Origin of the sequence: Pseudorhodoferax sp. LjRoot39, from assembly GCF_964253035.1 — a bacterium.
GTDB lineage: Bacteria > Pseudomonadota > Gammaproteobacteria > Burkholderiales > Burkholderiaceae_C > Pseudorhodoferax.
Window position 1 is genome coordinate 2,212,642 of record NZ_CAXUQL020000001.1, and the last position, 21,680, is coordinate 2,234,321.

The 21,680-nt window shown below is 69.3% G+C and carries 21 protein-coding genes; 6 read left to right on the top strand and 15 right to left on the bottom strand.

Annotated elements, in window-relative coordinates:
- The first annotated feature begins 8 nt into the window (after positions 1–8).
- The gene (locus ACSQ4M_RS10495; protein WP_436189475.1) at positions 9–647 is read left to right on the top strand and encodes an MBL fold metallo-hydrolase; all 639 of its coding nucleotides are present in this window, start codon (positions 9–11) and stop codon (positions 645–647) included.
- An 8-nt stretch (positions 648–655) separates the two neighbouring features.
- Here ACSQ4M_RS10495 and ACSQ4M_RS10500 read toward each other — a convergent pair whose 3' ends face one another.
- The 7 genes from ACSQ4M_RS10500 to ACSQ4M_RS10530 form a co-directional block, all read right to left on the bottom strand.
- On the bottom strand, positions 656–1,624 hold the full coding sequence (locus tag ACSQ4M_RS10500; protein WP_436189476.1) for an NADPH:quinone oxidoreductase family protein: 969 nt from the start codon (positions 1,622–1,624) through the stop codon (positions 656–658).
- A 91-nt stretch (positions 1,625–1,715) separates the two neighbouring features.
- Positions 1,716–3,047, bottom strand: coding sequence for a TRAP transporter large permease (locus ACSQ4M_RS10505; RefSeq protein WP_436189477.1), 1,332 nt, complete (start codon positions 3,045–3,047; stop codon positions 1,716–1,718).
- Positions 3,048–3,049: 2 nt separating this feature from the next.
- A complete protein-coding gene (locus tag ACSQ4M_RS10510) occupies positions 3,050–3,526 on the bottom strand; it encodes a TRAP transporter small permease (protein WP_436189478.1) in 477 nt (158 codons plus the stop codon).
- Positions 3,527–3,655: 129 nt separating this feature from the next.
- Positions 3,656–4,660 carry a TRAP transporter substrate-binding protein gene (locus tag ACSQ4M_RS10515; RefSeq protein WP_436189479.1) on the bottom strand — a complete coding sequence of 335 codons (1,005 nt, stop codon included), beginning with the start codon at positions 4,658–4,660 and terminating at the stop codon, positions 3,656–3,658.
- A 74-nt stretch (positions 4,661–4,734) separates the two neighbouring features.
- Positions 4,735–5,478 carry an SDR family oxidoreductase gene (locus ACSQ4M_RS10520; RefSeq protein ID WP_436189480.1) on the bottom strand — a complete coding sequence of 248 codons (744 nt, stop codon included), beginning with the start codon at positions 5,476–5,478 and terminating at the stop codon, positions 4,735–4,737.
- Between the two features lie 50 nt (positions 5,479–5,528).
- Entirely contained in the window at positions 5,529–6,146 is a 618-nt protein-coding gene (locus ACSQ4M_RS10525) for a 2-hydroxychromene-2-carboxylate isomerase (RefSeq protein WP_436189481.1), read from the bottom strand.
- Positions 6,147–6,220: 74 nt separating this feature from the next.
- Complete coding sequence (locus ACSQ4M_RS10530) at positions 6,221–8,053, bottom strand: AMP-binding protein (RefSeq protein WP_436189482.1); 1,833 nt, start codon at positions 8,051–8,053, stop codon at positions 6,221–6,223.
- A gap of 163 nt (positions 8,054–8,216) precedes the next feature.
- Between ACSQ4M_RS10530 and ACSQ4M_RS10535 the strand changes: the two genes are divergently transcribed.
- From ACSQ4M_RS10535 to ACSQ4M_RS10550, 4 genes are all read left to right on the top strand, one after another.
- Positions 8,217–9,227 carry an NAD(P)H-dependent flavin oxidoreductase gene (locus ACSQ4M_RS10535; protein WP_436193989.1) on the top strand — a complete coding sequence of 337 codons (1,011 nt, stop codon included), beginning with the start codon at positions 8,217–8,219 and terminating at the stop codon, positions 9,225–9,227.
- Positions 9,228–9,238: 11 nt separating this feature from the next.
- Positions 9,239–10,435 (top strand): acyl-CoA dehydrogenase family protein, encoded by a 1,197-nt coding sequence (locus tag ACSQ4M_RS10540; RefSeq protein WP_436189483.1) that lies wholly within the window; start codon positions 9,239–9,241, stop codon positions 10,433–10,435.
- 2 nt (positions 10,436–10,437) lie between these two features.
- Complete coding sequence (locus tag ACSQ4M_RS10545) at positions 10,438–11,556, top strand: acyl-CoA dehydrogenase family protein (RefSeq protein WP_436189484.1); 1,119 nt, start codon at positions 10,438–10,440, stop codon at positions 11,554–11,556.
- 115 nt (positions 11,557–11,671) lie between these two features.
- Positions 11,672–12,190, top strand: coding sequence for a winged helix-turn-helix transcriptional regulator (locus tag ACSQ4M_RS10550; protein WP_436189485.1), 519 nt, complete (start codon positions 11,672–11,674; stop codon positions 12,188–12,190).
- Positions 12,191–12,217: 27 nt separating this feature from the next.
- On the opposite strand, the gene ltnD is transcribed toward ACSQ4M_RS10550, so the two are convergent.
- Together ltnD and dtd are read right to left on the bottom strand one after the other, a co-directional pair.
- Positions 12,218–13,111 carry an L-threonate dehydrogenase gene (gene ltnD / locus ACSQ4M_RS10555; protein WP_436189486.1) on the bottom strand — a complete coding sequence of 298 codons (894 nt, stop codon included), beginning with the start codon at positions 13,109–13,111 and terminating at the stop codon, positions 12,218–12,220.
- A gap of 9 nt (positions 13,112–13,120) precedes the next feature.
- Positions 13,121–13,558, bottom strand: a complete 438-nt coding sequence (gene dtd / locus ACSQ4M_RS10560; protein WP_436189487.1) for a D-aminoacyl-tRNA deacylase — start codon at positions 13,556–13,558, stop codon at positions 13,121–13,123.
- Positions 13,559–13,659: 101 nt separating this feature from the next.
- On the opposite strand from dtd, the gene ACSQ4M_RS10565 reads away from it, so the two are divergent.
- Positions 13,660–14,445 (top strand): class II aldolase/adducin family protein, encoded by a 786-nt coding sequence (locus tag ACSQ4M_RS10565; protein ID WP_436189488.1) that lies wholly within the window; start codon positions 13,660–13,662, stop codon positions 14,443–14,445.
- A gap of 189 nt (positions 14,446–14,634) precedes the next feature.
- Here the strand turns inward: ACSQ4M_RS10565 and ACSQ4M_RS10570 are convergent, their stop codons facing one another.
- From ACSQ4M_RS10570 to ACSQ4M_RS10595, 6 genes are all read right to left on the bottom strand, one after another.
- Entirely contained in the window at positions 14,635–17,130 is a 2,496-nt protein-coding gene (locus ACSQ4M_RS10570; RefSeq protein ID WP_436189489.1) for a TonB-dependent siderophore receptor, read from the bottom strand.
- A gap of 169 nt (positions 17,131–17,299) precedes the next feature.
- Complete coding sequence (locus ACSQ4M_RS10575; protein WP_436189490.1) at positions 17,300–18,325, bottom strand: FecR domain-containing protein; 1,026 nt, start codon at positions 18,323–18,325, stop codon at positions 17,300–17,302.
- The gene (locus ACSQ4M_RS10580) at positions 18,318–18,839 is read right to left on the bottom strand and encodes a sigma-70 family RNA polymerase sigma factor (protein ID WP_436189491.1); all 522 of its coding nucleotides are present in this window, start codon (positions 18,837–18,839) and stop codon (positions 18,318–18,320) included. The genes ACSQ4M_RS10575 and ACSQ4M_RS10580 overlap by 8 nt, the downstream gene beginning before the upstream one ends.
- A 317-nt stretch (positions 18,840–19,156) precedes the next feature.
- Positions 19,157–19,885 carry a GntR family transcriptional regulator gene (locus tag ACSQ4M_RS10585; RefSeq protein WP_436189492.1) on the bottom strand — a complete coding sequence of 243 codons (729 nt, stop codon included), beginning with the start codon at positions 19,883–19,885 and terminating at the stop codon, positions 19,157–19,159.
- A 40-nt stretch (positions 19,886–19,925) separates the two neighbouring features.
- Positions 19,926–20,675: a glutathione S-transferase family protein gene (locus tag ACSQ4M_RS10590; protein ID WP_436189493.1), complete on the bottom strand. Its 750-nt coding sequence runs from the start codon at positions 20,673–20,675 to the stop codon at positions 19,926–19,928.
- Positions 20,672–21,652 (bottom strand): quinone oxidoreductase family protein, encoded by a 981-nt coding sequence (locus tag ACSQ4M_RS10595; RefSeq protein ID WP_436189494.1) that lies wholly within the window; start codon positions 21,650–21,652, stop codon positions 20,672–20,674. The genes ACSQ4M_RS10590 and ACSQ4M_RS10595 overlap by 4 nt, the downstream gene beginning before the upstream one ends.
- Positions 21,653–21,680: the final 28 nt, after the last annotated feature.

Consider the following 21,680-nt stretch of genomic DNA (forward strand, 5'->3'; position numbering starts at 1 on the left):
CCCCCCCCATGCTCCGCTACCACACCATCCCCGTCACCGCGTTCCAGCAGAACTGCTCCCTGGTCTGGGACGACGCCAGCCTGCAGGCCGCCGTCATCGACCCCGGCGGCGACCTGGACCGCATCCTGGCCGCCGTTGAAGAACGCAGCCTCAGGCTCGAACAGATCTGGCTGACCCACGCCCACATCGACCATGCCGGCGGCACCGGCGAGCTGGCCGAACGCCTGGGCCTGCCCATCGTCGGCCCGCACCCGGGCGACCAGTTCTGGATCGATGGCCTGCCGCAGCAGAGCCAGATGTTCGGCTTTCCACCGGCAAAGGCCTTCACGCCCACGCGCTGGCTGGCCGATGGCGACAGCGTGACGCTGGGCGCCCACACGCTGCACGTGCGCCACTGCCCCGGCCACACGCCGGGCCATGTGGTGTTCCATGCGCCGGAGATCCAGCGCGCTTTCGTCGGTGACGTGCTGTTCGCCGGCTCCATCGGCCGCACCGACTTCCCCCAGGGCAACCACCAGCAGCTGCTCGACAGCATCGTCCAGCGCCTGTGGCCCATGGGCGACGAGACGGTGTTCATCCCCGGGCATGGACCGGAAAGCAGCTTTGGGCGCGAGCGGCAGGTCAACCCCTACGTGGGCGGGACCTGAGCGCGCGCTCAGAAGTCCAGGATCACGCGCCCCGTGGTCGTGCGCGCGCCGGCCATGGCGAAGGCCTCGGTCGCCTGCGAGAGCGGGAAGTGCGCCGCAATGCGCGGACGGATCCGGCCCTGGCCGTGCAGCGCCGTCACATCGGCCAGCAGCCGGCGCATGCTCTCGGGCTGGCGCTCGCGGAACTGGCGCAGGTCCACGCCGATCAGCGAGGCGCCTTTCACGATGCACAGGTTGGCGCGCAGGGTGCCGATGCTGCCGCCGGCGAAGCCCACGACCAGGTGGCGCCCGCCCCAGCCCAGCGTGCGGAAGGCGGTGTCCATGGCTTCGCCGCCGACCGGGTCCAGCACCACGTCCACGCCGCGCGGGCCGGCGAGGGACTTGACCTCGTCCTTCCAGGCGGCCGACTGCATGTCGACCGCTTCGTCGGCACCGGCCTGGCGGGCCTGCGCCTGCTTGGCCGGGCCGGAGACGGCGGCGATCACGCGCGCGCCCAGCGCCTTGGCCGTCTGCACGCCGGCATCGCCGATGCTGCCCGTGGCACCCAGCACCAGCACGGTCTCGCCGGGTTGCGTGCCGCCGCGCTCGCGCAGCGCGTAGAGCGCCGTGCCGTAGGGCGTGTGCAGCACCGCGGCCTCGTCGAGCGCGGCCTGTGGCGCCACCGGCTGCAGCGCGGTGGCGGGCACGCAGACCTGGCTGGCCCAGCCGCCGATGGACAGCGAGCCGCAGACGCGGTCGCCGACGGCGAAGGCCGTGACGCCAGCGCCGAGCGCCTCGACCTCGCCCGCATACTCGCTGCCGACCGTGAACGGCAGTTCGGGCCGCCACTGGTAGGCGCCGCGGGCGATCAGCAGGTCGAAGAACGAGATGCCGCAGGCCCGCACGCGCACGCGCACTTCGCCGGCGGCAGGTTCGGGCGTGGTCAGGGTCTCCAGCCGCGGTGGCTGGTCGAAGGCGTGGACGCGCAGGGCTTGCATGGTTGGCAGGCGGAGGTGGTGGAGCCGCCGATTCTTGGCGCTGTCGCGTCCTGCCGCTGTCGCGCACGTGGCGGCTTGCGCCGCGGTGGGGTCACCGCAGCAGGAACAGCGAGATCGAGGGATAGACGATCACGAGCACCAGCCATGCCGCCATGAGTGCGATGAAGGGCTGCACCGACCGGATCACGGTGCCGAAGGACACCTTGAACGCGGCCATGGCGACGATCAGGTTCAGACCGACCGGGGGCGTGAGGTAGCCGATCTCCAGGTTGGCGATCATGATGATGCCGAAGTGCACGCCATCCACGCCGATGGATTCGGCCAGCGGCTTGAGCAGCGGGGCGAAGATCAGGATCGCCGAGCCCACATCCATCACGCAGCCCGCGACCAGCAGCAGCAGGTTGATGCCCAGCATGATCACCCACGGGCTGTCGATGTTGCCGATCAGGTGTTGCACCATCTGCTTGGGTGCGCCCGAATGGTCGAGGATGGTGTTGAGGCTGCTCGCGATGCACAGCAGCGGCAGCAGGATCGCCAGCAGCCGGCTCGTCTCCAGGACCACCGTGCCGAGCAGGCGCAGGTTCATCTCGCGCGTGACCAGGTGGTGCTTCAGGCGCCCCACGGGGCCTGCGCCTGCGGGCGCCGGCGCCGCGTCGGCGCGGGCGTGGACGAAGAACTCGATGACGAGCGCGTAGGCCAGTGCCACGGCGCCGGCCTCGGTCGGGCTGAAGCGCCCGGTGTAGATGCCGCCCATCATGATGACCGGCAGCGCGATGGCCAGGATGCCGCCGAGCGTGGCGCGCCAGGCGCCCGAGGCGCTGAAGGGCACGCGCGGCATCTTGCGGTTGACCCAGAAGGAGTAGCCCGCAAACATCCCCATCAGCAGCAGGCCGGGGCCGACGCCGGCTAGGAACAGATGCGCGATGTTGACGTCGGTCATGATGCCGTACAGGATCAGCGGGATCGACGGCGGGATGATGATGCCCAGCGTGCCCGCAGACGCGATGGCGCCCACCGCGAACTTCTCTGAATAGCCGCTTGCCGTCAGCGCCGGGTACATGATCGAGCCGATGGCGAGCATGGTCACGATCGACGAACCGTTGATCGCCGCGAAGGCCGCACACGACAGCACCGCAGCCACGGCCAGGCCGCCGGGGATCGGCGACGTGAAGGCGCTCATGAAGTTCACCAGGCGCCGTGCAATCGAGCCGCGCGACATCACGTTGCCGGCCAGCATGAACAAGGGGATCGACAACAGCACTTCGCGGTCGGCGGCGAACCAGAAGTCCTGGATCATGTACTCGACCTTGCCGTCCGCCACGAAGACGTGGATGTAGACCGTCACCATCGCCAGCACCAGCACCAGGCTCTGGCGCAGCACCAACATCCCCAGCGCAAGCGCGAGCATTCCAAGCCAGACCATGGTCAATGCTCCGTCCTGGGTGCGGGCTTCAGGGCCGGGAAGGCGGCGAAGCTCAAATGGCGGAAGGCCGAGGACAGGAACATCCATGGCAGGATGGTCTGCAGCGGCCACACTTCGATGGCGACGCCAATGCCCCGCTCGCCCAGCGCGAACGAGCTGTGCACGAACAGCACGGCGTAGCAGCCCAGAAAGATGCAGATGAGCGCGGAGGTCAGATCGGCCACGCGCCCGAGCACGGGCTCCGCCGAACGCGGCAACCAGCGGTCGGCGAACTGCGGCCGCAGGTGCCCGGCATCGGAGGTCACCAGCGCGAAGCCCACCAGGCCCACCACGGCCGCGGCCCACACCGCGATGCGCTGCGCACCGAAGACACCGTGGCCGAAGACCTCGCGGCCGATCACGTCGCTCATCAGGGCGATCACCACGATGGAGAAGGCCCCCACGCAGATGAAGGCTTCCAGGTACCTGAGGCCCTTCAAGATCCGTCTTGTCGTTTCCACCGCATCTCCAGATTGACAGGTGACAGACGCGCGCCATCCCGCACCACCTGCTTGGGCAGGCGGCGCAAGCGATCACGCCTCGATGTGTATGCGTGTTGTCGGCCGCTGCTACTTGCCAGCCCGCGCAGCGAAGTCGCGCTTGCCCTGTTGCAGGGCCGCCCACAGCTCTGACGTGGCGCCGTTGACCTCGGCCACGAACTTCGCCTGGTTCGGCTCGACCAGCCTGGTCCACGCTGCACGCTGCTCCGCGCTGAGTTCGTGGATGAAGCCGCCCTTGGCCTTGAACGCTTCCATCCTTGGCTTGTCGTCCTCGGCCACGGCCTTGCGCACGCTGGCTGCCGGTGTGCGCGCGTCGAGCACCAGCTTCTGCTGCGCGGGCGTCAGCTTGTTCCACAGCGCCTTGTTCATCACGGTGGTCGAGCCCAAGTGCGCGTGCCGCGTCATCACATAGTGCGGCGCGCTCTGTGTCGCAGGCGTGGTGCCGTAGACGGAGAACGGCAATTCGCCGGCCTCGACCAGTCCGTTCTCCAGCCCGGGGATCAGCTCGGAGAAGGGCAGTTGAACGCCATTCGTGCCGAGCGAGCCCCAGAACACCTTGGAGGCGGCCGACGGCGACACCCGCACCTTCATGCCCTTGACGTCGGCAGGCGAGAGGCAGGCCTTCTTGCAGAACACGTTGGTCCAGCCCACGTCGCCCAGGCCGACGATCACCAGGCCCTTGGCCTCGAACAGCTTCTGCATCACGGGCAATGCATGGTTGTCGGTGACGAAGTCGCGCTCGGCTTCGCTTTGCCACAGGTAGGGCATGCCCAGCAGCGCCATCTCGGGAATGACCACCGTGGTGGCGATGTTCGACAGCGAACCCAGTTCGAGCCGGCCGCGCATCAGCTGCGCCACGATCTCCTGCTCATTGGTCATGTACAGCCGCTCGGCCTTGATCGCTCCGCCCGATCCCTTGGTGATCTTGTCGGCCATGTCGTCGACGATGTTGGCCGACACCGAGCCCGGCTGCGACAGGGTGGCGATGCGCCAGGTCGACTGCGCAGCGGCCAGGGCGCATGACGCCATCAGGCCGAGCGCGGCGGCCAGCTTCATCATTGCTCGCAATTGCATGTCTTGTCTCCTTCGATGTGTAGGGGGGGGCACGCCTGCGGGTGCGAGGCGTGCAAAGGCATCGCCAGGTCGTGCTACCAGGTCTCGCTCCAGGGCCGCAGGTCCAGCTCGTGGGTCCAGGCCGAGCGCTTCTGCTCGTGCAGGTTCACGTAGTTCAGTGCGATGTCGTCGGGCTTGAGGATGCGGTCCTCGGCCAGGCGCTGGTCGAGGTCGGAGATGTTCTCGCGGGCGAACACGCCCTCGATCGACCCGTCGCAGACGACATGGGCCACATGGATGTTCTTCTTGCCCAGCTCCCGCGCCATGCTCTGGGCCACCGCCCGCAGGCCGGCCTTGGCGGAGGCGAAGGCCGAGAAGTTCTCGCGGCCGCGCAGGCTGGCGGTGGCGCCCGTGAAGATGATGGTGCCGCGCCCGCGCGGCACCATGGCCTTGGCCGCCTCGCGCCCCGCCAGGAAGCCGGCGAAGCAGGCCATCTCCCAGACCTTGGTGAACACGCGCGCGGTGGTCTCCTCGATGCTGAAGCGCACGTTGGCGCCGATGTTGAACACCACCACCTCCAGCGGCCCGATGTCGCGTTCGATTTCCTGGAACAGCGCAACCGTCTCCTCCTCGGACCGCGCATCGACACCCCGGGCGTGCACCACGCCGCCCTGGTCGCGGATGCCCTGGGCGATGACTTCCAGATCGGGCAGGTTGCGCGCGCGGCGGGTGATCACGGTCTCGAAGCCGTTCAGCGCGAACGCCTTGGCGATGGCGGCGCCAACGCCGTCGCCGACGCCGATGACGAGACAGACCTTCTTGGGCTGGTTTTCAGACATGTTGGTTTCCTTTCAGGGGCTGCGCTGGGCAAGGGTGGGTGTGGGGGCGTTCACGAGGCCGATCCGGACTGGCGGGCGATCTCTTCTTCGACCTCGCGCAGGCGGTCCTTGCCGAAGAAGAGCTCGCTGCCGACCAGGAAGCTCGGGCTGCCGAACGCCCCGGCGGCGACGGCGGCCTCGGTGTTGGCCATCAGGCCGGACTTGACCTCGCCGGTCTGGCTGAGCTCCAGCAGGCGGTCGGCCGGCAGGCCGGCCTTTTCCAGCGCACCCCGAAAGACGTCGGCATCGTCCATCTTCAAGCTGTGCTCCCACATGCAGGCGTAGACCGTTTCGACATACGGCACGAAGACATCGGCCGCCTGCGCCGCTACCGCTCCGCGCATCAGCTGCAAGGTGTTCACCGGGAAATGCGGGTTCGACCGGAAGGCTGTCAGGCCATGTCTGGCGACGAAGCGGCTGGTTTCCAGCCTCTCGTACTCCGGCTTGTTGCGGATGCCGGCGAACGCCGTGGCCGGTGACTGGTTGCCCGTCATCTTGAAGATGCCGCCGAGCAGCACCGGCACGTACGTGAAGGTGGCGCCGGTGCGCGCTTCGATGGCCGGGATGACCTTGTGGGAGAGGTAGGCATTCGGGCTGCCGAAGTCGAAGAAGAATTTCACTGAGTCCATGGGTTCTCCATTGCGCGGTTGAAAGTTGGCGTGCCGGTGTGCGGCCGGTCGAGGGTGGGGGGCGGCTCGTTGTGTCAGAGCTGGACCACCTCGGGGCCGGGGCTGGCGCTGTAGAGCTCGGCCACCAGGGCGGCGCGGCAGGCGAGCACGCCACGCTGGTTCACGTAGCCCTTGTCGGTGGTCTCGCCGGCACCGATGGATGCCGGCATGTGCAGGATGCGGAAGGCGGCCACGCGGTGGGTGGGGCCGCCGGCCTGCCGGTTGTGGGCACGCAGCCGCTCGGCCACGCGCGCGGCGATGGGCGCATAGGCTGGCGGCGCCAGTTCGCCCTCGGCGCTGGCGCCGGCGCGCTGGCGCTCTGCAGGGTGCACCCACACGAGGAGCCGGATGTCGTCGCGGTCCGGGCCGGCGATCACCAGGTCGGTCAGCAGCGGCTGGCAGGCTTCGACCAGGGCCAGGCGCAGGTCGCCGGTGGCCACCCACGAACCGTTGCTGAGCTTGAAGTTCTCGCTGAGGCGGCCTGCGAAGCGCAGGCCGTCCTCAGGCCGCTCGGGGTTGGCGAACTGCACCAGATCTCCCACGCGGTAGAAGTTCTCTTCGTCGAAAGCGGCGGCGGTGAGGTCGGGCCGATGCAGGTAGCCCGGCGTCACGTTGGGGCCTCGCGCGCGCACCTCGTAGCGGTCTTCGAACGGCACCAGCTTGACCGTCAGGCCCGGCAAGGGCAGGCCGATCTCGCCGCCGCCCTCGCTGGGCCAGTGCGTGATCGAGATGCCGGGGCCGGTCTCGGTGGTGCCGTAGCCCGCGCCGAACGCGATCTGGTGACCCAGCGTGCGCACGGCCAGTGCCTGCATGCGGTTCCACACCTCCTGCGGCAGGCTGGCGCCGGCGTAGTTCATGCGGCGCAGGCGCGAGAAGAATGCCAGGCGCAGCTCGTCATCGGCTTCGAGCGCGTCGGCCAGCATCTGCAGTGCCGAGGGCACGCTCAGCAGCGAGGTCGGCCGCACTTCGCGGATGTTCGCGATGGTCTTGTGGAACTCCGCCGGTGTGGGCCGCCCGTCGTCGATGTAGAGCGTTCCGCCTTCGCGCAGGATGCCGTGCAGCGTGGCGTTGCCGCCCACGGTGTGGTGCCAGGGCAGCCAATCCAGCCCGACCGGCACCTGCTCGCTGGAGACGACCAGCCCGCTGGCCTGCACCGCGCTGCACAGCATGCCGTGGGTGTTGAGAACGCCCTTGGGCGAACCTGTCGAGCCCGAGGTGAACAGGATCTTCGCCACCGTGGAGGCCTGCACCTTGCGGCGTGCCGCTGCCACGGCGGGCCCCGGCGCCGTGCCGTAGAGGCTGGCGAGGGTTTCGGTGCCCGGCGCGCCGACGCTCGCGCTCAGCCAGGGGGCTCTGGCGAGGGCCGGCACGGCGCGCGCACCGGAGAAGCGCTCGACATCCTGTGCAAACACCAGCCCTGGCTGCAGCAGCTCGGCGATCTCGGCCAGCCGCGGACGCGCGGGCGCCAGCAGCGTGTAGTTGGGGGACACCGGCGAGACCGGAACGCCCGCCAGCATGCCGGCGAAGGTCAGCACGGCGTGCTCCAGCGAGGCTCCGGAGAGGATGGCGATCGGCGTGTCCTGGTGCAGGCCGCGGTCCAGCAGCGCCTGGGCCACCGCCTGCACACGGCGCCAGGCTTCGGCGTAGCACAGCGTTTCCCAGCCGCCACCGGGGGCGCGCTGCGCCAGGAACACCCGGTCGGGCGCGGCTGCGGCCCAGCGCTCCAGATAGTCGACGATGTTGTCCGCGCATCCGCTCAGCGCGATGGGCGAGCGCAGCAGGATGCTGCCGTCTGTCCTGCGCTCCAGGTGCACCTCCTTGGGTGCGAACCGGATGCCTGTGGCCGCTGCCGGCGAAGTCGTGTTCATGTGTCTCCTTGATGGTTTCAAAAAAGAACGTGAATAATTTTTCCTTGGAGTTTCGTGACTGTTTGTCGAATGGCGCATTAGGGCAATCGAGCATTACTTTGCGAAAAGCGAGTGTTAAAAACGCACTCACTATTTTCAACCGGAGCATCTGATGAGCGTTGTCCTGCGTACCCGTATCACCGAACTGTTCGGCATCGAGCGTCCCATCGTCCAGGGCGGAATGCACTGCGTGGGCCAGGCGCCGCTGGCAGCGGCGGTCTCCAACGCCGGCGGTCTCGGCCTGATCACGGCCTTGACCATGGGCAGCTCGGAGAAGCTGGCGGCAGAGATCCGCCGGTGCCGCGAGCTGACCGACAAGCCGTTCGGCGTCAACGTCACCTTCCTGCCGGCGGTGGTGCCGCCCGACTACCCGGGCCTGATCCAGGCCATCGTCGACGGTGGTGTGCGCATCGTCGAGACCGCGGGCAACAACCCGGCCAAGTGGATGCCCCTGTTCAAGGAGGCGGGCATCAAGGTGATCCACAAGTGCACATCGGTGCGCCACGCACTGAAGGCCGAGTCGATCGGCGTCGACGCACTCAGCATCGATGGCTTCGAGTGCGGCGGCCATCCCGGCGAGGACGACGTGCCCAACATGGTCCTGCTGCCGCTGGCGGCCGACGCGCTCAAGGTGCCCTTCGTCGCTTCCGGCGGCATGGCCGATGGCCGCTCGCTGGTGGCAGCCCTGTCCATGGGCGCCGAGGGCATCAACATGGGCACGCGCTTCGTGGCCACGGTGGAGGCCCCCGTGCACGACAACGTGAAGCAGGCCATCGTGGCGGCGAGCGAGCTCGACACCCGGCTGGTGATGCGGCCACTGCGCAACACCGAACGCGTGCTCAACAACGCCGGCGTGGAGCGCATCCTCGCCAAAGAGCGCGAACTGGGCTCGGCCATTCGGTTCGAGGATGTGCTGGAGCAGGTGGCGGGCGTCTACCCGCGCGTCATGTACAAGGGCGAGATGGACGCCGGGGCATGGAGTTGCGGCATGGTGGCCGGCCTCATCCACGACGTGCCGACGGTCGCCGAACTGATGGACCGCATCATGGCGCAGGCCGGCGAGATCATCGCTGCGCGCCTGTCCTCGATGGTGCAGGCCGCGTCGCCCCGCGCCGCCGCCCGGGCCCACGCCTGAAAGGCCCCGCCATGAATCTCGCATTCACAGCGCAGGAAGAAGCGTTCCGCGCCGAAGTCCGCCGCTTCCTGGCCGACGAACTGCCGCGCGACATTGCCGACAAGGTGGCCGCAGGGCGCCGCCTTGGCAAGGCCGAGATCGAGCGCTGGCAGGCCATCCTGAGCCGCCGCGGCTGGCTCGCGCCGCATTGGCCCGCGGCCTATGGCGGCGCCGGGTGGTCGGCGGCGCAGCGCTTCATCTTCGAGGTGGAGATGGCCATGGCGCACGCGCCTTCGCCCATCCCCTTCGGGCTGAACATGCTGGCCCCGGTGCTGATCAAGTACGGCAGCGAAGAGCAGAAGACGCACTGGCTGGGCCGCATGCTGCGCGGCGAAGACTGGTGGTGCCAGGGCTATTCCGAGCCGGGTGCGGGCTCCGACCTAGCGAACATCCGGACCACCGCCGTCCGCGACGGCGACCACTACATCGTCAACGGCCAGAAGACCTGGACCACCTTTGGCCAGCACGCGAACATGATGTTCTGCCTGGTGCGCACCGAAAAGTCCGCCAAACGCCAGCAGGGCATCTCGTTCCTGCTGGTGGACCTCACGTCGCCCGGCGTGGAGGTGCGGCCCATCATCACGCTGGACGGCGACCACGAGGTCAACGAAGTATTCTTCACCGACGTGCGCGCGCCGGTCGCCAACCTCGTGGGCGAAGAGAACCAGGGCTGGACCTATGCCAAGTACCTGCTGACCTATGAGCGCACCTCGATGGCGGGCATCGGCAGCTCGTCGGCCGCGATGGCATCGCTGAAGGCGCTGATCCGCCGCGAGACGAAGAACGGCAAGCCTCTGGCCGACGACCCGCTCTTCGCAACCCGCGTCGCGCGTGTCGAAATCGAACTGTCCAACCTGCGCACGACCGCGATGCGGGTGGTGGCGGCGGCCACGCGCGGCGAGGTGCCGGGGCCGGAGAGTTCGATGCTGAAGATCCGCGGCACCGAGGTGCGCCAGCAGATCAGCGCGCTGGCCCGGCGCGCGATCGGGCCCGGCGCGCGGGCCTACCTGGCCGAGATCGCGGAAGACGACCCCGGGCAGTTGCCGGCCGGCGATGCGCTGGCTCCCTCTGTCACTCCCACCTATCTGAACCTGCGCAAGCTGACGATCTACGGCGGATCCAACGAGGTCCAGCGCAACATCATCTCCAAGACCACCCTGCGGCTCTGACCATGGACTTTCAACACACCGAAACGCGCCAGATGCTGGGCGACACGCTGAACCGCTTCTTCTCCGAGCGCTATGGCGCCGATGCGCGCCGCCGCAGCAGCCTGACACCGGGCCACGACCGCGGCACCTGGGCCCAGCTGGTCGAGCTGGGCGCCTTGGGCGCGCTGTTCGACGACCATGACGGCGGCTATGGCGGCTCGGGCTTCGACACCATGGTGGTGTTCGAGGCCCTGGGCCGCAACCTCGTCGTCGAGCCCCTGCTGGGCAACCTGATCTGTGGCCGTGCGCTGGCGCTGGCCGGTCACGCGGCCCGGCACGGCGTGGTGGCGGGCGACACCCTGATGGCCTTCGCCCACCAGGAGGCTTGCGCACGGGATGCGCTGGCGCATGTGGAGACCCGTGCGCGCCTGTCGGCGGGCGAATGGTCCTTGAGCGGCAACAAGTCCGTGGTACTGGCCGCCGAGGCCTGCACCCACGCGCTCGTCAGCGCGCGCGTGAGCGGCAGCAGCACCGAGCCGGCGGGCATTGCGCTCTTCGTCGTGGCGCTGGATGCGCCCGGCGTCACCTTGCGCGCCTACCCGTTGATCGATGGCGGGCGCGCAGCCGAGCTGGCGCTGCGCGATGTCAGGCTTGGCGCCGACGCGCTGGTGGCGGGCCCCGGGCAGGGCTTCGACATCGTCGAGCAGGTTGCCGGTCTGGGCATCCTGGCGCTGTGCGCCGAAGGGCTGGGGCTGATGGAGTCGTTGAAGACCGCAACGGCGGACTACCTCGCCACGCGCGTGCAGTTCGGTGCCCCCATCGGCGCCAACCAGGCGCTGCAGCACCGCATGGTGGACCTGCTGGTCGACATCGAGCAGGCGCGTTCGGCGGTGATCAACGCGGCGGCGGCCCTGGACCAGCCACGTGTGCAACGGGAGCAGGCCCTGTCGGCCGCGAAGTACACCCTTGGCACGAGCGGCATCCGGGTGGCCGAGGAAGCCATCCAGATGCACGGCGGGATCGGCATGACGCAGGAGCTGCCGGCAGCCCAGGCCGCCAAGCGCCTGATCATGATCGACCACCAGCTGGGCGATGCCGACCACCACCTGGAGCGCTACGTGGCGCTGGGCCGAGACCTGTGAGAGCGCTGGCGGCGCGGTGCATCTCGCCCCGCCCGCCGCGCTTCGCTCTCTTGATCAGTACTAAAATGGAATCCTTGTTGTCTTGGACTGCCGTTGTGGCGGGTATGGGTGAGCCATGCAGTGGGATGAACTGGTTGAGCAGCCGTGTTCGGTGGCCCGCACCTTGTCGGTGATCGGCGACCGGTGGACACTGCTGATCCTGCGCGACTGTTTCATGAAGGTGCGGCGCTTCGACGATTTCCACGCCCGCCTGGGCATCGGCCGTCCCATCCTGGCCGACCGGCTGCAAAAGCTGGTCGACAACTTCGTGCTGACGAAGATGGCCTACCAGACCAACCCCGTGCGCTACGAGTACCGGCTGACGCAGAAGGGCCTGGACCTGCACCCCGTGGTCATGTCCATCGTGCACTGGGGCGACATGCACATGGCCGGCAAGAAAGGCCGGCCCATCCTGCACCGGCACACCACCTGCGGCCACCACTTCGACCCGGTGCTGACATGCTCGGTCTGTGCCGAGGCGGTGACGGCGAGGGAGGTGGTGGTCGAGCCTGGGCCTGGCGCGGAGTCGGCGGCCCAGGCTGCGCGCAAGGTGGCTGCGGCCCCTGCCAAGAAGGCGCGCCCACTGGCCCGTTGAGGCGCAGGCCTTGGGCGCTGGCGCCCATCAGCCCGCCTTGGGCAGCGTGATCCCCGGAAAGATCTTGATCACCGCCGAGTCGTCCTCGGCCGCATGCCCGGCCGTGGAGGCCTGCATGAACATCTGGTGCGCCGTGGCCGCCAGCGGCAGCGGGAATTTGCTGGCGCGCGCGGTGTCCAGCACCAGGCCCAGGTCCTTGACGAAGATGTCCACGGCCGACAGCGGCGTGTAGTCGCCGGCCAGCACATGGGCCATGCGGTTCTCGAACATCCAGCTGTTGCCCGCGCTGTGCGTGATGACCTCGTACAGCGCGGCCGCATCCACGCCCTCGCGCAGGCCCAGCGCCATGGCCTCGGCCGCGGCGGCGATGTGCACGCCGGCCAGCAGCTGGTTGATGATCTTGACCTTGCTGCCGGCGCCGGCCTTCTCGCCCAGGCGGTAGACCTTGCCGGCCATGGCGTCGAGCACGCCGCCGGCCCTGGCGTAGGCGGCCGGGGTGCCGGCCGTCATCATGGTCATCTGCCCGCCGGCCGCCTTGGCGGCACCGCCCGAGATCGGCGCGTCGAGGTAGAGCAGCCCCAGCGCCGCGAGCCGGCCTTCCAGCGCGACCGACCAGTTCGGGTCGACCGTGGAGCACATCACGAACACGCTGCCGGGCGCCATCGCGGCGGCCGCACCGCTCTCGCCGAACAGCACGGCCTCGGTCTGCTGCGCGTTGACGACCACCGACACCACCACGCCTGCGCCCTGCGCCACCTCTGCCGGGCTGGCGCAGGCGGTGCCACCCTCGGCCGCGAAGGCCGCCGCGACACCGGGCCGCGCGTCGCACACGCGCAGCGCGTGGCCGTTGCGCCGCAGCGTGGCGGCAATGCCGGCGCCCATCGCGCCCAGGCCGATCAGTCCCACGGTCTCTTTGGTCATGCTGTCTCCTCAGTTCTGCATTGGAATGGTGACGGGGCCGTCATTGACCAGGTGCACCTGCATGTCGGCGGCGAAGCGGCCCGTGGCCACGACCGGGTGCAGGGCCCGCGCCTGGGCAACGAAATGGTCGTAGAGCCGGCGCCCGTCCTCGGGCGCTGCCGCGCCCGAGAAGCCGGGCCGGGTGCCGCTGCCGGTGTCGGCCGCCAGCGTGAACTGGCTGACCAGCAGCAGGCCGCCGCCCACGTCCTGCACGCTCAGGTTCATCTTGCCCGCCGCGTCCGGGAAGATGCGCAGCTTGAGCATCTTGGCCAGCAGCCTGTCGGCCTTCTCCTCGGTGTCGCCGCGTTCGGCGCAGACCAGCGCCAGCAGGCCCTGGCCGATGGCGCCGATGGTCTCGCCCTCGACGACCACCTGGGCCTGGCGCACGCGTTGCAGCAGCAGTTTCATACGGGACAGTTGTTTGGGCTCAACACGGGACAATGCCTGCGGACCAGCTGCCCGTCCCGGCGACCGCGGGACTTTACGCCAACCCTGCCCCAGGAGATCCCATGAACAGCACCGCACCGAGAACCACCAGCCACCTGCATGTGGTGCCGACCGACGACGCCATCCGCCAGGCGCGCGTGCACCTCGCCGCCGCCAACCGGCTGGCCGTGCACGACGGCCTGGAGGAGGGCATCGACAACCACTTCACCATGGTCGTGCCGGGCACGACCGACCGCTTCATGGTGCTGCCCTTCGGCCTGCACTGGTCCGAGGCGCGGGCCAGCGACCTCATCGTGTTCAACGAGCAGGGCGAGATCCTGGAGGGCAATGGCAGCCTGGAGCTCAGCGCGCTGAGCATCCACGCGCCGCTGCACCGCATCACGGGCGCCAAGGTGGTGCTGCACACCCACCAGACCTGGGCGCTGGCGCTCAACATGCTCGAGGACAACCGCCTGCTGCCCGGCAGCCAGACCGCTGCCTTCCTCGCCAAGAACATCGCTTACGACGACGGCTACACGGGCCTGGCGGCCGAGCTCAGCGAAGGCGAGCGCCTGGCCGCGCTGATCGGCGACAAGCATGTGATGTTCATGAAGAACCACGGTGTCGTGACCGTGGGCGACACCGTGGCCCAGGCCTACCGCCGGCTGTACCGGCTCGAGCGCGTCTGCAAGGCGCAGTTGCTGGCCATGTCGACCGGCAAGCCGCTGGCCCTGCTGTCCGACGAGATGGTCGCCAAGGTGGACCGGCCCAACCCGAACGACAGCCACTCGCGCGCCGAGCGCGAGGCGCTGTACTTCGCGGCCATGATGCGCGTGCTGGACCGGGTGAACCCGGGCTACGCGGACTGACGGGCCCTTGCTTTCCAGGTAGGCGCTTGCTGGCCGGCAGGGGGCGGGCGGACAGGGGTCTTGACGACGATCAGCTGGCTCGATCGCCGCTGCCTAAGGGAGCGAAGTGGAGTTCGCGGAAAGTTCACGTGAGCCACGCCACAACCAGGGCGGCGCCGCTCGGGCGTTGACGCCGGCCGCGCACCACGCTCACAGCTTCGGCTGATACTGCAGCGTGAACATCAGGTTGCGTGGATTGCCGTAGTCGTTGTTGCCGTTGGTCTCGTTGTAGCCCGGCACGTAGTAGCGCTTGTCGAACAGGTTGTTGACGTTGAGCGCCAGCGAGAGCTCGGGCGTGGCCTGCCAGGCCAGCCGCGCGCCCCAGACCGCGAAGCCTGGCATGGTGTAGCTGCGGCTGTAGCCCAGCGTATGGCTCTGCACGGTCATGCCACCGCCAATGCTCAAACGCTGCCAGTCGCCTGGCAACCTGTAGTCGCTCCACACGCGCACCAGGTGCTTGGGGGTCCACTGGCTGTAGGTCTTGCCCTGGTTCGTCGGATCGCTCAGAAACTTGGTGGTGTTGTAGGTGTAGCCGGCGGACAGCTGCAGGCCGCGTACGATCTCACCGCTGGCCTCGGCTTCGAAGCCCTGGCTGCGCACCTTGCCCGAAGCGCGCGAGCAGTACCAGCCGTCGCAGGCGTAACCGCCGTCCACGTCGTTCACGGCGCGGTTCCTGTGGTCGTAGCGGAAGATGGCGAACGAGGTGTTCAGGCGGCCCTGCAGCAACTCGCCCTTGATGCCGAACTCGACGTTGTTGCCGCTGATCGGGTCCAGCACGGCGCCACTCAGGTTGCGCTCGGACTGCGGGATGAACACGTTGGTGAAGCTGCCATAGGCCGACCACTGCGCGTCCAGCGCGTAGACCAGACCCAGGTAGGGCGTGACCTCGCCATGCGCGGTGTTGGGATAGGTCTGGGTGCTGGTGTAGAGATAGTCGTACCAACTCACGCGCGCGCCGGCGATCGCCGCCAGCGGCGCCGTCAACCTTGCGCGCCAGCTGGCGTAGATGCCCTTTTGCCGCACGTCGTAGGTCGAGGCGGACGACCAACTGCCCGTGGAGGCTAGGATGGTCGACAGGTCCTGCCAGGGACGGTCGTGATCGATGGCGAAGATGTTGCCACCGGTCTGGAACAGACGCGCCACCAGGTCGTCGGAGGTGTACTTGGAGTAGTTGGCGCCGATCGTGAGCTCGTGCCGCAGGCCCAACGCGTCGAAACGACCGTTCACGTAGGCGTCCATGCCCAGGCGTTCGCTGTCGAAGTCGGTGTACCAGTTGGCATAGGTCATGCCGCTGCCGTCGACGGCCGGCGAGCCCTGCATGCGCTGGTGCACCGAGGTGTTTTTCTCGCTCATGTGCATCGCCGAAACCTTGAGCTTCCAGTCGCTGTTGAAGCGGTGGTCCAGATCGGCGTAGACCGTGGTCTGGTGGATGCGCGCGCGGTTCCATGACGCGCCCGTGTAGGTCGAGCGTGGCAGGCCGATATCCCTGCCATCGGCGTACAGCGGCAGGCCACGCACCATGGGCCGGCCCTTGCTGTCGGAGTCGCTGACCGCCAAGCCCAGCGTGGTACCGGGCACGAGGTCGATGTCCAGCGCGGCGTACAGCGACTGCGTGCGGTCGTTCACGTAGTCGATGAAGGAGTGGCTACGGCTGTCGTCCAGCACCACGCGCCCGCGCACGCTGCCCGACGCGTTGAGCGGGCCACCTGCATCGAGTTGCAGGCCATAGCGGTCCCAGGAGCCGGCGCGGGCCGTCAGCGTGAGCGTGCGCTCGGCCTGGGGGCGCTTGCGCACCAGGTTCACGGCGCCGCCTGGGCTGCCCGTGCCCTGGAGCAGGCCAGAGGCGCCGCGCAGCACCTCTACGCGGTCGAAGAACACCAGGCCTTCGGCTCCCCAGTTTCCCAGTGCGTACATGTTGCGCGGCACCGCCACGCCGTCGTACTGCCAGGCGTCGATCTGGAAGCCCCGCGCCGACAGCACCATGCCCTGCCCAACGCCCTTGATGCCGACCATGCCGGTGACCTGGTTGGCGGCCTCACGCAGGTCCGTGAGACCCTGGTCGTCGATCTGCGCACGCGTGAGCACGCTGACGGATTGCGGGATGTCCTTGAGCGCCTGTTCGCCCTTGGCCAGCGTGACGGCGCGCGCCTGGTAGACCTTGCTACCTTCGGTCGTGGCGCTGCGCTCGGCCTGAGCCGTAACGCGTACCTCGTTCAGCACGGTGCTGCCGCTGGCGACGGCCGTCGGTGCGGGTGCAGCGGGCACCCGGCGCACGGCATAGCCGCCGTCGGCTGCACGCACGCCCTCCAGCCCGGTACCGTCGAGCAGCCGGGCCAGGCCCTGCGCCACGGCATGGCGGCCCTGCAGGCCGGCGCTGCGCAAGCCCGTGGTGATCTGCGGGTCGGCTGCCACCAGCGTGCCAGATGCGCGACCAAAGCGGCCCAGGGCTTCGTCGAGCGGCCCCGCGGGAATGTCGTAGTGGTGGACGGCCTCGGCCGCCGCCTGGGCATGTGCCTGGCCCGCGGGTGCCAGCGTCGCGCTGCCGACCACGCCGGCGACCAGCGCGCAGTGCAATGCGGCGGCGAGCGCCGTGGGTAGGGGACGGCGCGCGGCACGGTGCCAATGGGTGGTGATGGATTGCGTCATGGAAAGGGTCCTCCGGTCGATGTCGTGGCATGGAGGACAGTGGCTGGCCCGACATCGGGCGCGCACGCTGTGGCAACGCTTTGGCTGTGTCCTGCTACCTCGTATGACGGACGAGACGCAGGGACCTCCTAGTCGCTGTTACAAATTTCCTCGGAGGACGCGGCCGCGCTCAGGACGCCTGCACGGTCACCCACCAGCGCGTGCGGTACGCCACCCGCACTGGCAGGATGCGCACCAGCATGGCCAGCGCGCGGTCGGTGTCGTCCAGAGGAAAGGCGCCGGTGATGCGCAGGGCCGCCGCCTCGGGTGCACAGCGCAGCACGCCAGGGCGCCAGCGCGCCAGCGCAGCGACGAAGTCCGCGAGTGGCATGCGGTCGGCCACCAGCATGTCGTCCACCCAGGCGTCCACGTCCGCTGGCGCCTGCGTGGGTGGCGTCACACCGTCGGCGCCGAAGCGCGCCTGCCTTCCCGCCACCACGCGCACGGCATCGCCCTGCCCCGCCTGTACGTCCACTGCCCCTTGCAGTACGGCCACGGTGCAGCACCCCCTTGTCCCCCACCCACCGGCGTCGTCGTGCCGCACCGTGAAGCGCGTGCCGACCGGGGCGACGCTGCCCTCGCGTGTCTGCACTCGCAGCGGTCGTGCATCGCCATGGCCGGACTGCACCAGCACCTCGCCCGCATGCAGCAGGATGCGGCGCTCTGCGCCGGTGAAGTGCACGTCCACCGCGCTGGCGCTGGCGATCTGCAGCTGCGTGCCGTCTTCCAGCATCAGGCTGCGGCGCTCGCCCGTCGCCGTGCGGTGTGCTGCCGCGAGCGCGGGCCATGGCGTGTGCTCGCGCAACTGCCAGGCCACCGCCCCCGTACCCGCCAGCCCCAAAGCCCAACGACCCATGCGCCGGCGTGCCATGCGCTGTGCCACCGCGTGCAGCGCCTCGCGGGCGGCCGGTGCACCTGCGGCGTGGGCACCGCGCGTGCCGGCCTGCAGTTCGTCGTCGAAGGCGGCCAGGCGCTGCCAGGCCAACTCGTGGCGCGCATCGGCTGCGCGCCAGACGGCGCAGGCCTCCTCCTGCGCGGCGCTGGCGCTGCCGGATTGCAGCAGCGCTCGCCAGTCGGCCGCCTGCGCGACGACGGCGGCGGGCAGGGCGCCGGCCTCGGGGCGCAGCGGCGCGAACGGCCCTGCTGCGTCAGCCATAGACCGCGGCATAGCACTGTTGCATAGCCCGGGACATGGCGTTCTGCACTGTCTTGGGTGAGATGCGCAACGCTGCAGCGATCTCGGGGTAGGTCAGGCCGTCCAGGCGCGAGAGCAGGAAGATCTGCCGCGTGCGCGGGCCCATGCCGTCGATGATGCGGCTCACCGCGGCGAGCGACTCCAGCACCATGAGGCGCACCTCAGGTGCCGGGGCATCGACGTCGGGCTCGCATGCCAGCGCTTCCAGGTAAGCCTGCTCGAGAGCTGAGCGGCGGTAGTGATCGGCAGCGAGGCGACGCGCCACCACGCGTAGGTAGGCGCGCGGCTCGTCGGCCTGGGGTACTCCTGCGCGCAGGATGCGCTCGAAGGTGTCGTGCGCCAGGTCAGCGGCCTGCTCGCGATTGCCCAGCTTGCGGCGCAGCAGTTCGAACAACCAGGTGTGGTGTTCGGTGTAGAGCGACTGAAGCGACTGGTGGCTGTTGGGGACGCAGGAAAGGGCGGCGCGCGTGGTCATGGCAGTAAATGCGAACTTGTCGCAATTGTGCATCCTTATGTGCACCGCCCTGTCCGCTGCCGTATCCCTCCCAATTTGGATTGATCGCGCGCGCTGACGTCTACAGATTCTGATCGGACATCTGGGATCTTGGTCGCCGACTGCAAGGCGGTCTGCGCTGTCGGGCACCTCGCGAGTTTGTACGGCAGCAGAGAAGCGTTGTGCACAGCACATCCCCCAGCAGCCCCGGCGTCGACGCACGCCAGCCGGCCCGTTGGGATGTCGATGACAGGTCCACCGGCGCGCCGCACTCCGCTCGGCCGCCCCCCGGCAACCCCCTAGACTTTCGCGCTCCTGGCGCGCTGGCGCAGCGGCGCCGCTGCAACCGGTTCATCGGCCGGCGCCACCGGCCGCTGCGGCATGCTCGCGATCGCGTCGGCATAGACGTTGCCGCCGCTGGAGATGTGGTCGGTCATGGCCTGGAACGCGGCGTTCTCGTCGCCCGAGACGATGGCCTGCAGGATCACCGCATGCTCGGCCAGCGAGTGGCGGATGCGGTTGGGCCGGTCGAACAGCGCGCGGCGCGGGTGCCGCATGCGCAGCCGCATGGCGCGCAGCTGGCGGGCCAGCACCTCGTTGAGGCTGCCGTCGTAGATGATCTCGTGGAACACGCGGTTGGCCTGGCCGTACTCCTCGGCATCGTTCTTCGCGGCCGCGCGGCCGCAGGCGGCATGGGCCTCCTCGAGCTGCTGGCGCTGCGCGGTGGGCATGCGGCGCGCGGCCAGGCGCGCGGCCAGGCCTTCGAGCTGCATGAGGATTTCCAGCATCGCGATGTACTCGGGCACCGACAGCGAGGCCACCACGGCGCCCTGGCGCGACAGCGGCGTGACGAGCCCGGCGGCGGTCAGGTGCTTGATGGCCTCGCGCGCCGGGGTGCGCGAGACGCCGAAGCGGTCCATCAGCACCTGCTCGTCGATGCGCGAGCCGGCGTCGAGCTTGCCGGAAAGGATCTCTTCCTCCAGGGTCTGGCGGATCTGGTCGCCGAGGTTGATGCGGGCACTGGCCATGTCGTCGTGAACTCCTGGCCGGCATCTTAAGGGGGTGCGGTCAGGCGGCCGCGCGGGCCGCGAGCACCGCGTCGAAGCGTTCGAGCCGGGCGGCGGCGAAGGCCGGCCGCTGCTGCATGGCCTGCCACCAGGCCTCGACGCGCGGATGCGTGCCGGCCGCCAGCGCCTGCGGTGCCAGTTCCGCGAGCCGGGCGATGAAGGGCGCGGCCGCGATGTCGGCCAGCGAGTAGCGGCCGCCGACCAGCCAGGGCCCATCGGCCAGCATCTCCTCCATGCGGGCCGGCAGGCGCAGCAGCTTGGTGAGCGCGGCGGCCTTTTCTTCCTCGGTGTAGGGGCGGCGGGCGATGCGCAGCCAGGCCTCGCGCCGCTCCGCCGTCGGGATTCGTGCTAGCTTGGCCTGCAGCTCGTCGTCGCTCCACTGGCTGGCGGTGGGCTGCAGCGCCAGGCTCCAGTTCAGGATCAGCAGGTGGGGCAGGCAATGCTCGTCGGTCCAGCGCACGAAGTTGCGCATCTGGGCGCGTTCGTACGGGTCCTCGGGCCGCAGCGGTGGCGTGGGCTGGATCTCGTCCAGGTACTCGCAGATGGTCGAGCTCTCGTGCAGGAAACGGCCCGGCGCCAGCATCAGCGCGGGCACCACGCCGTTCGGGTTCATCGCCAGGAATTCAGGCGCGTGGTGCTCCTGGCGGCCCATGTCGATGGCCACGCTCTCGTAGGCCATGCCTTTCTCGGCCAGGCACAGGCGCACGCGGCGCGAGGCGCTGGAGAGCCAGCCGTGGAACAGCTTCATCATGGCACCAGCACCGGCGCGCCCGTGGTCGCCCGGCCCTCCAGATCGCGGTGCGCTTGCCGTACATCGGCCAGCGCATAGCGGCTGCCCACCTCCAGCCGCACTTGGCCGTCGGCGACGGCCGCGAAGAAGGCGGCCGCCGAGCGCTGCAGGTCGGCCGGGTCCGCGATGAAGCTGCGCAGCGTGGGCCGGCACACGCTCAGCGACTTGGCGTGCAGCAACTGCAGGTCCAGCCCCTCCACATCGCCCGAGGCCGTGCCGTAGTTGATGGCCATGCCCAGCGTGCGCAGGCAGCCCAGCGAGGGAACGAACACGTCCTTGCCGACCGCATCGAAGACCACGGCCACGCCCTGGCCGCCCGTCAGCGCCAGCGTGCGCGCGACGAAGTCCTCGCGCCGGTAGTCGACCACGTGGTGGCAGCCATGCGCCAGCGCCACCTCGGCCTTGGCGGGCGAGCCGACCGTGCCGATCACGGTGGCGCCCAGCGCGCGCGACCATTGCGACAGCAGTACGCCCATGCCGCCGGCGGCCGCGTGCACCAGCACCGCGTCGCCGGGCTTCACCACGTAGAGCCGGCGCAGCAGGTATTCGGCCGTGAGCCCGCGCAGCAGGTTGGCGCCGGCCTGCTCCTCGGAGATGCCGGCCGGCAGCGCCAGCACGCGCGCGGCAGGCACGTTGCGCACGGCCTGGTAGGCACCGGGGTGGAAGTAGGCCACCGACTGGCCCACGCGCCACTGCGTGACGCCCGCGCCGAGCGCCTCCACCGCGCCCGCGCCCTGCGCGCCCAGCGTGACCGGGAAGGGCGTGGGCGCGTGCGGGCCGTGCGCGCCCTTGCGTTGGTAGATGTCGGCGAAGTTCAGCCCGATCGCGCTCTGGCGGATGCGGACCTCACCGGCGGCTGGCGGCGGCACGTCGACCTGTACGCGTTCGAGGACGCTGGGGTCGCCGTGGCGGTGGATGTGGATGGCGGTGCTTTGCATGGGTGTGAATGTGTTCCGGCAAGCGTTT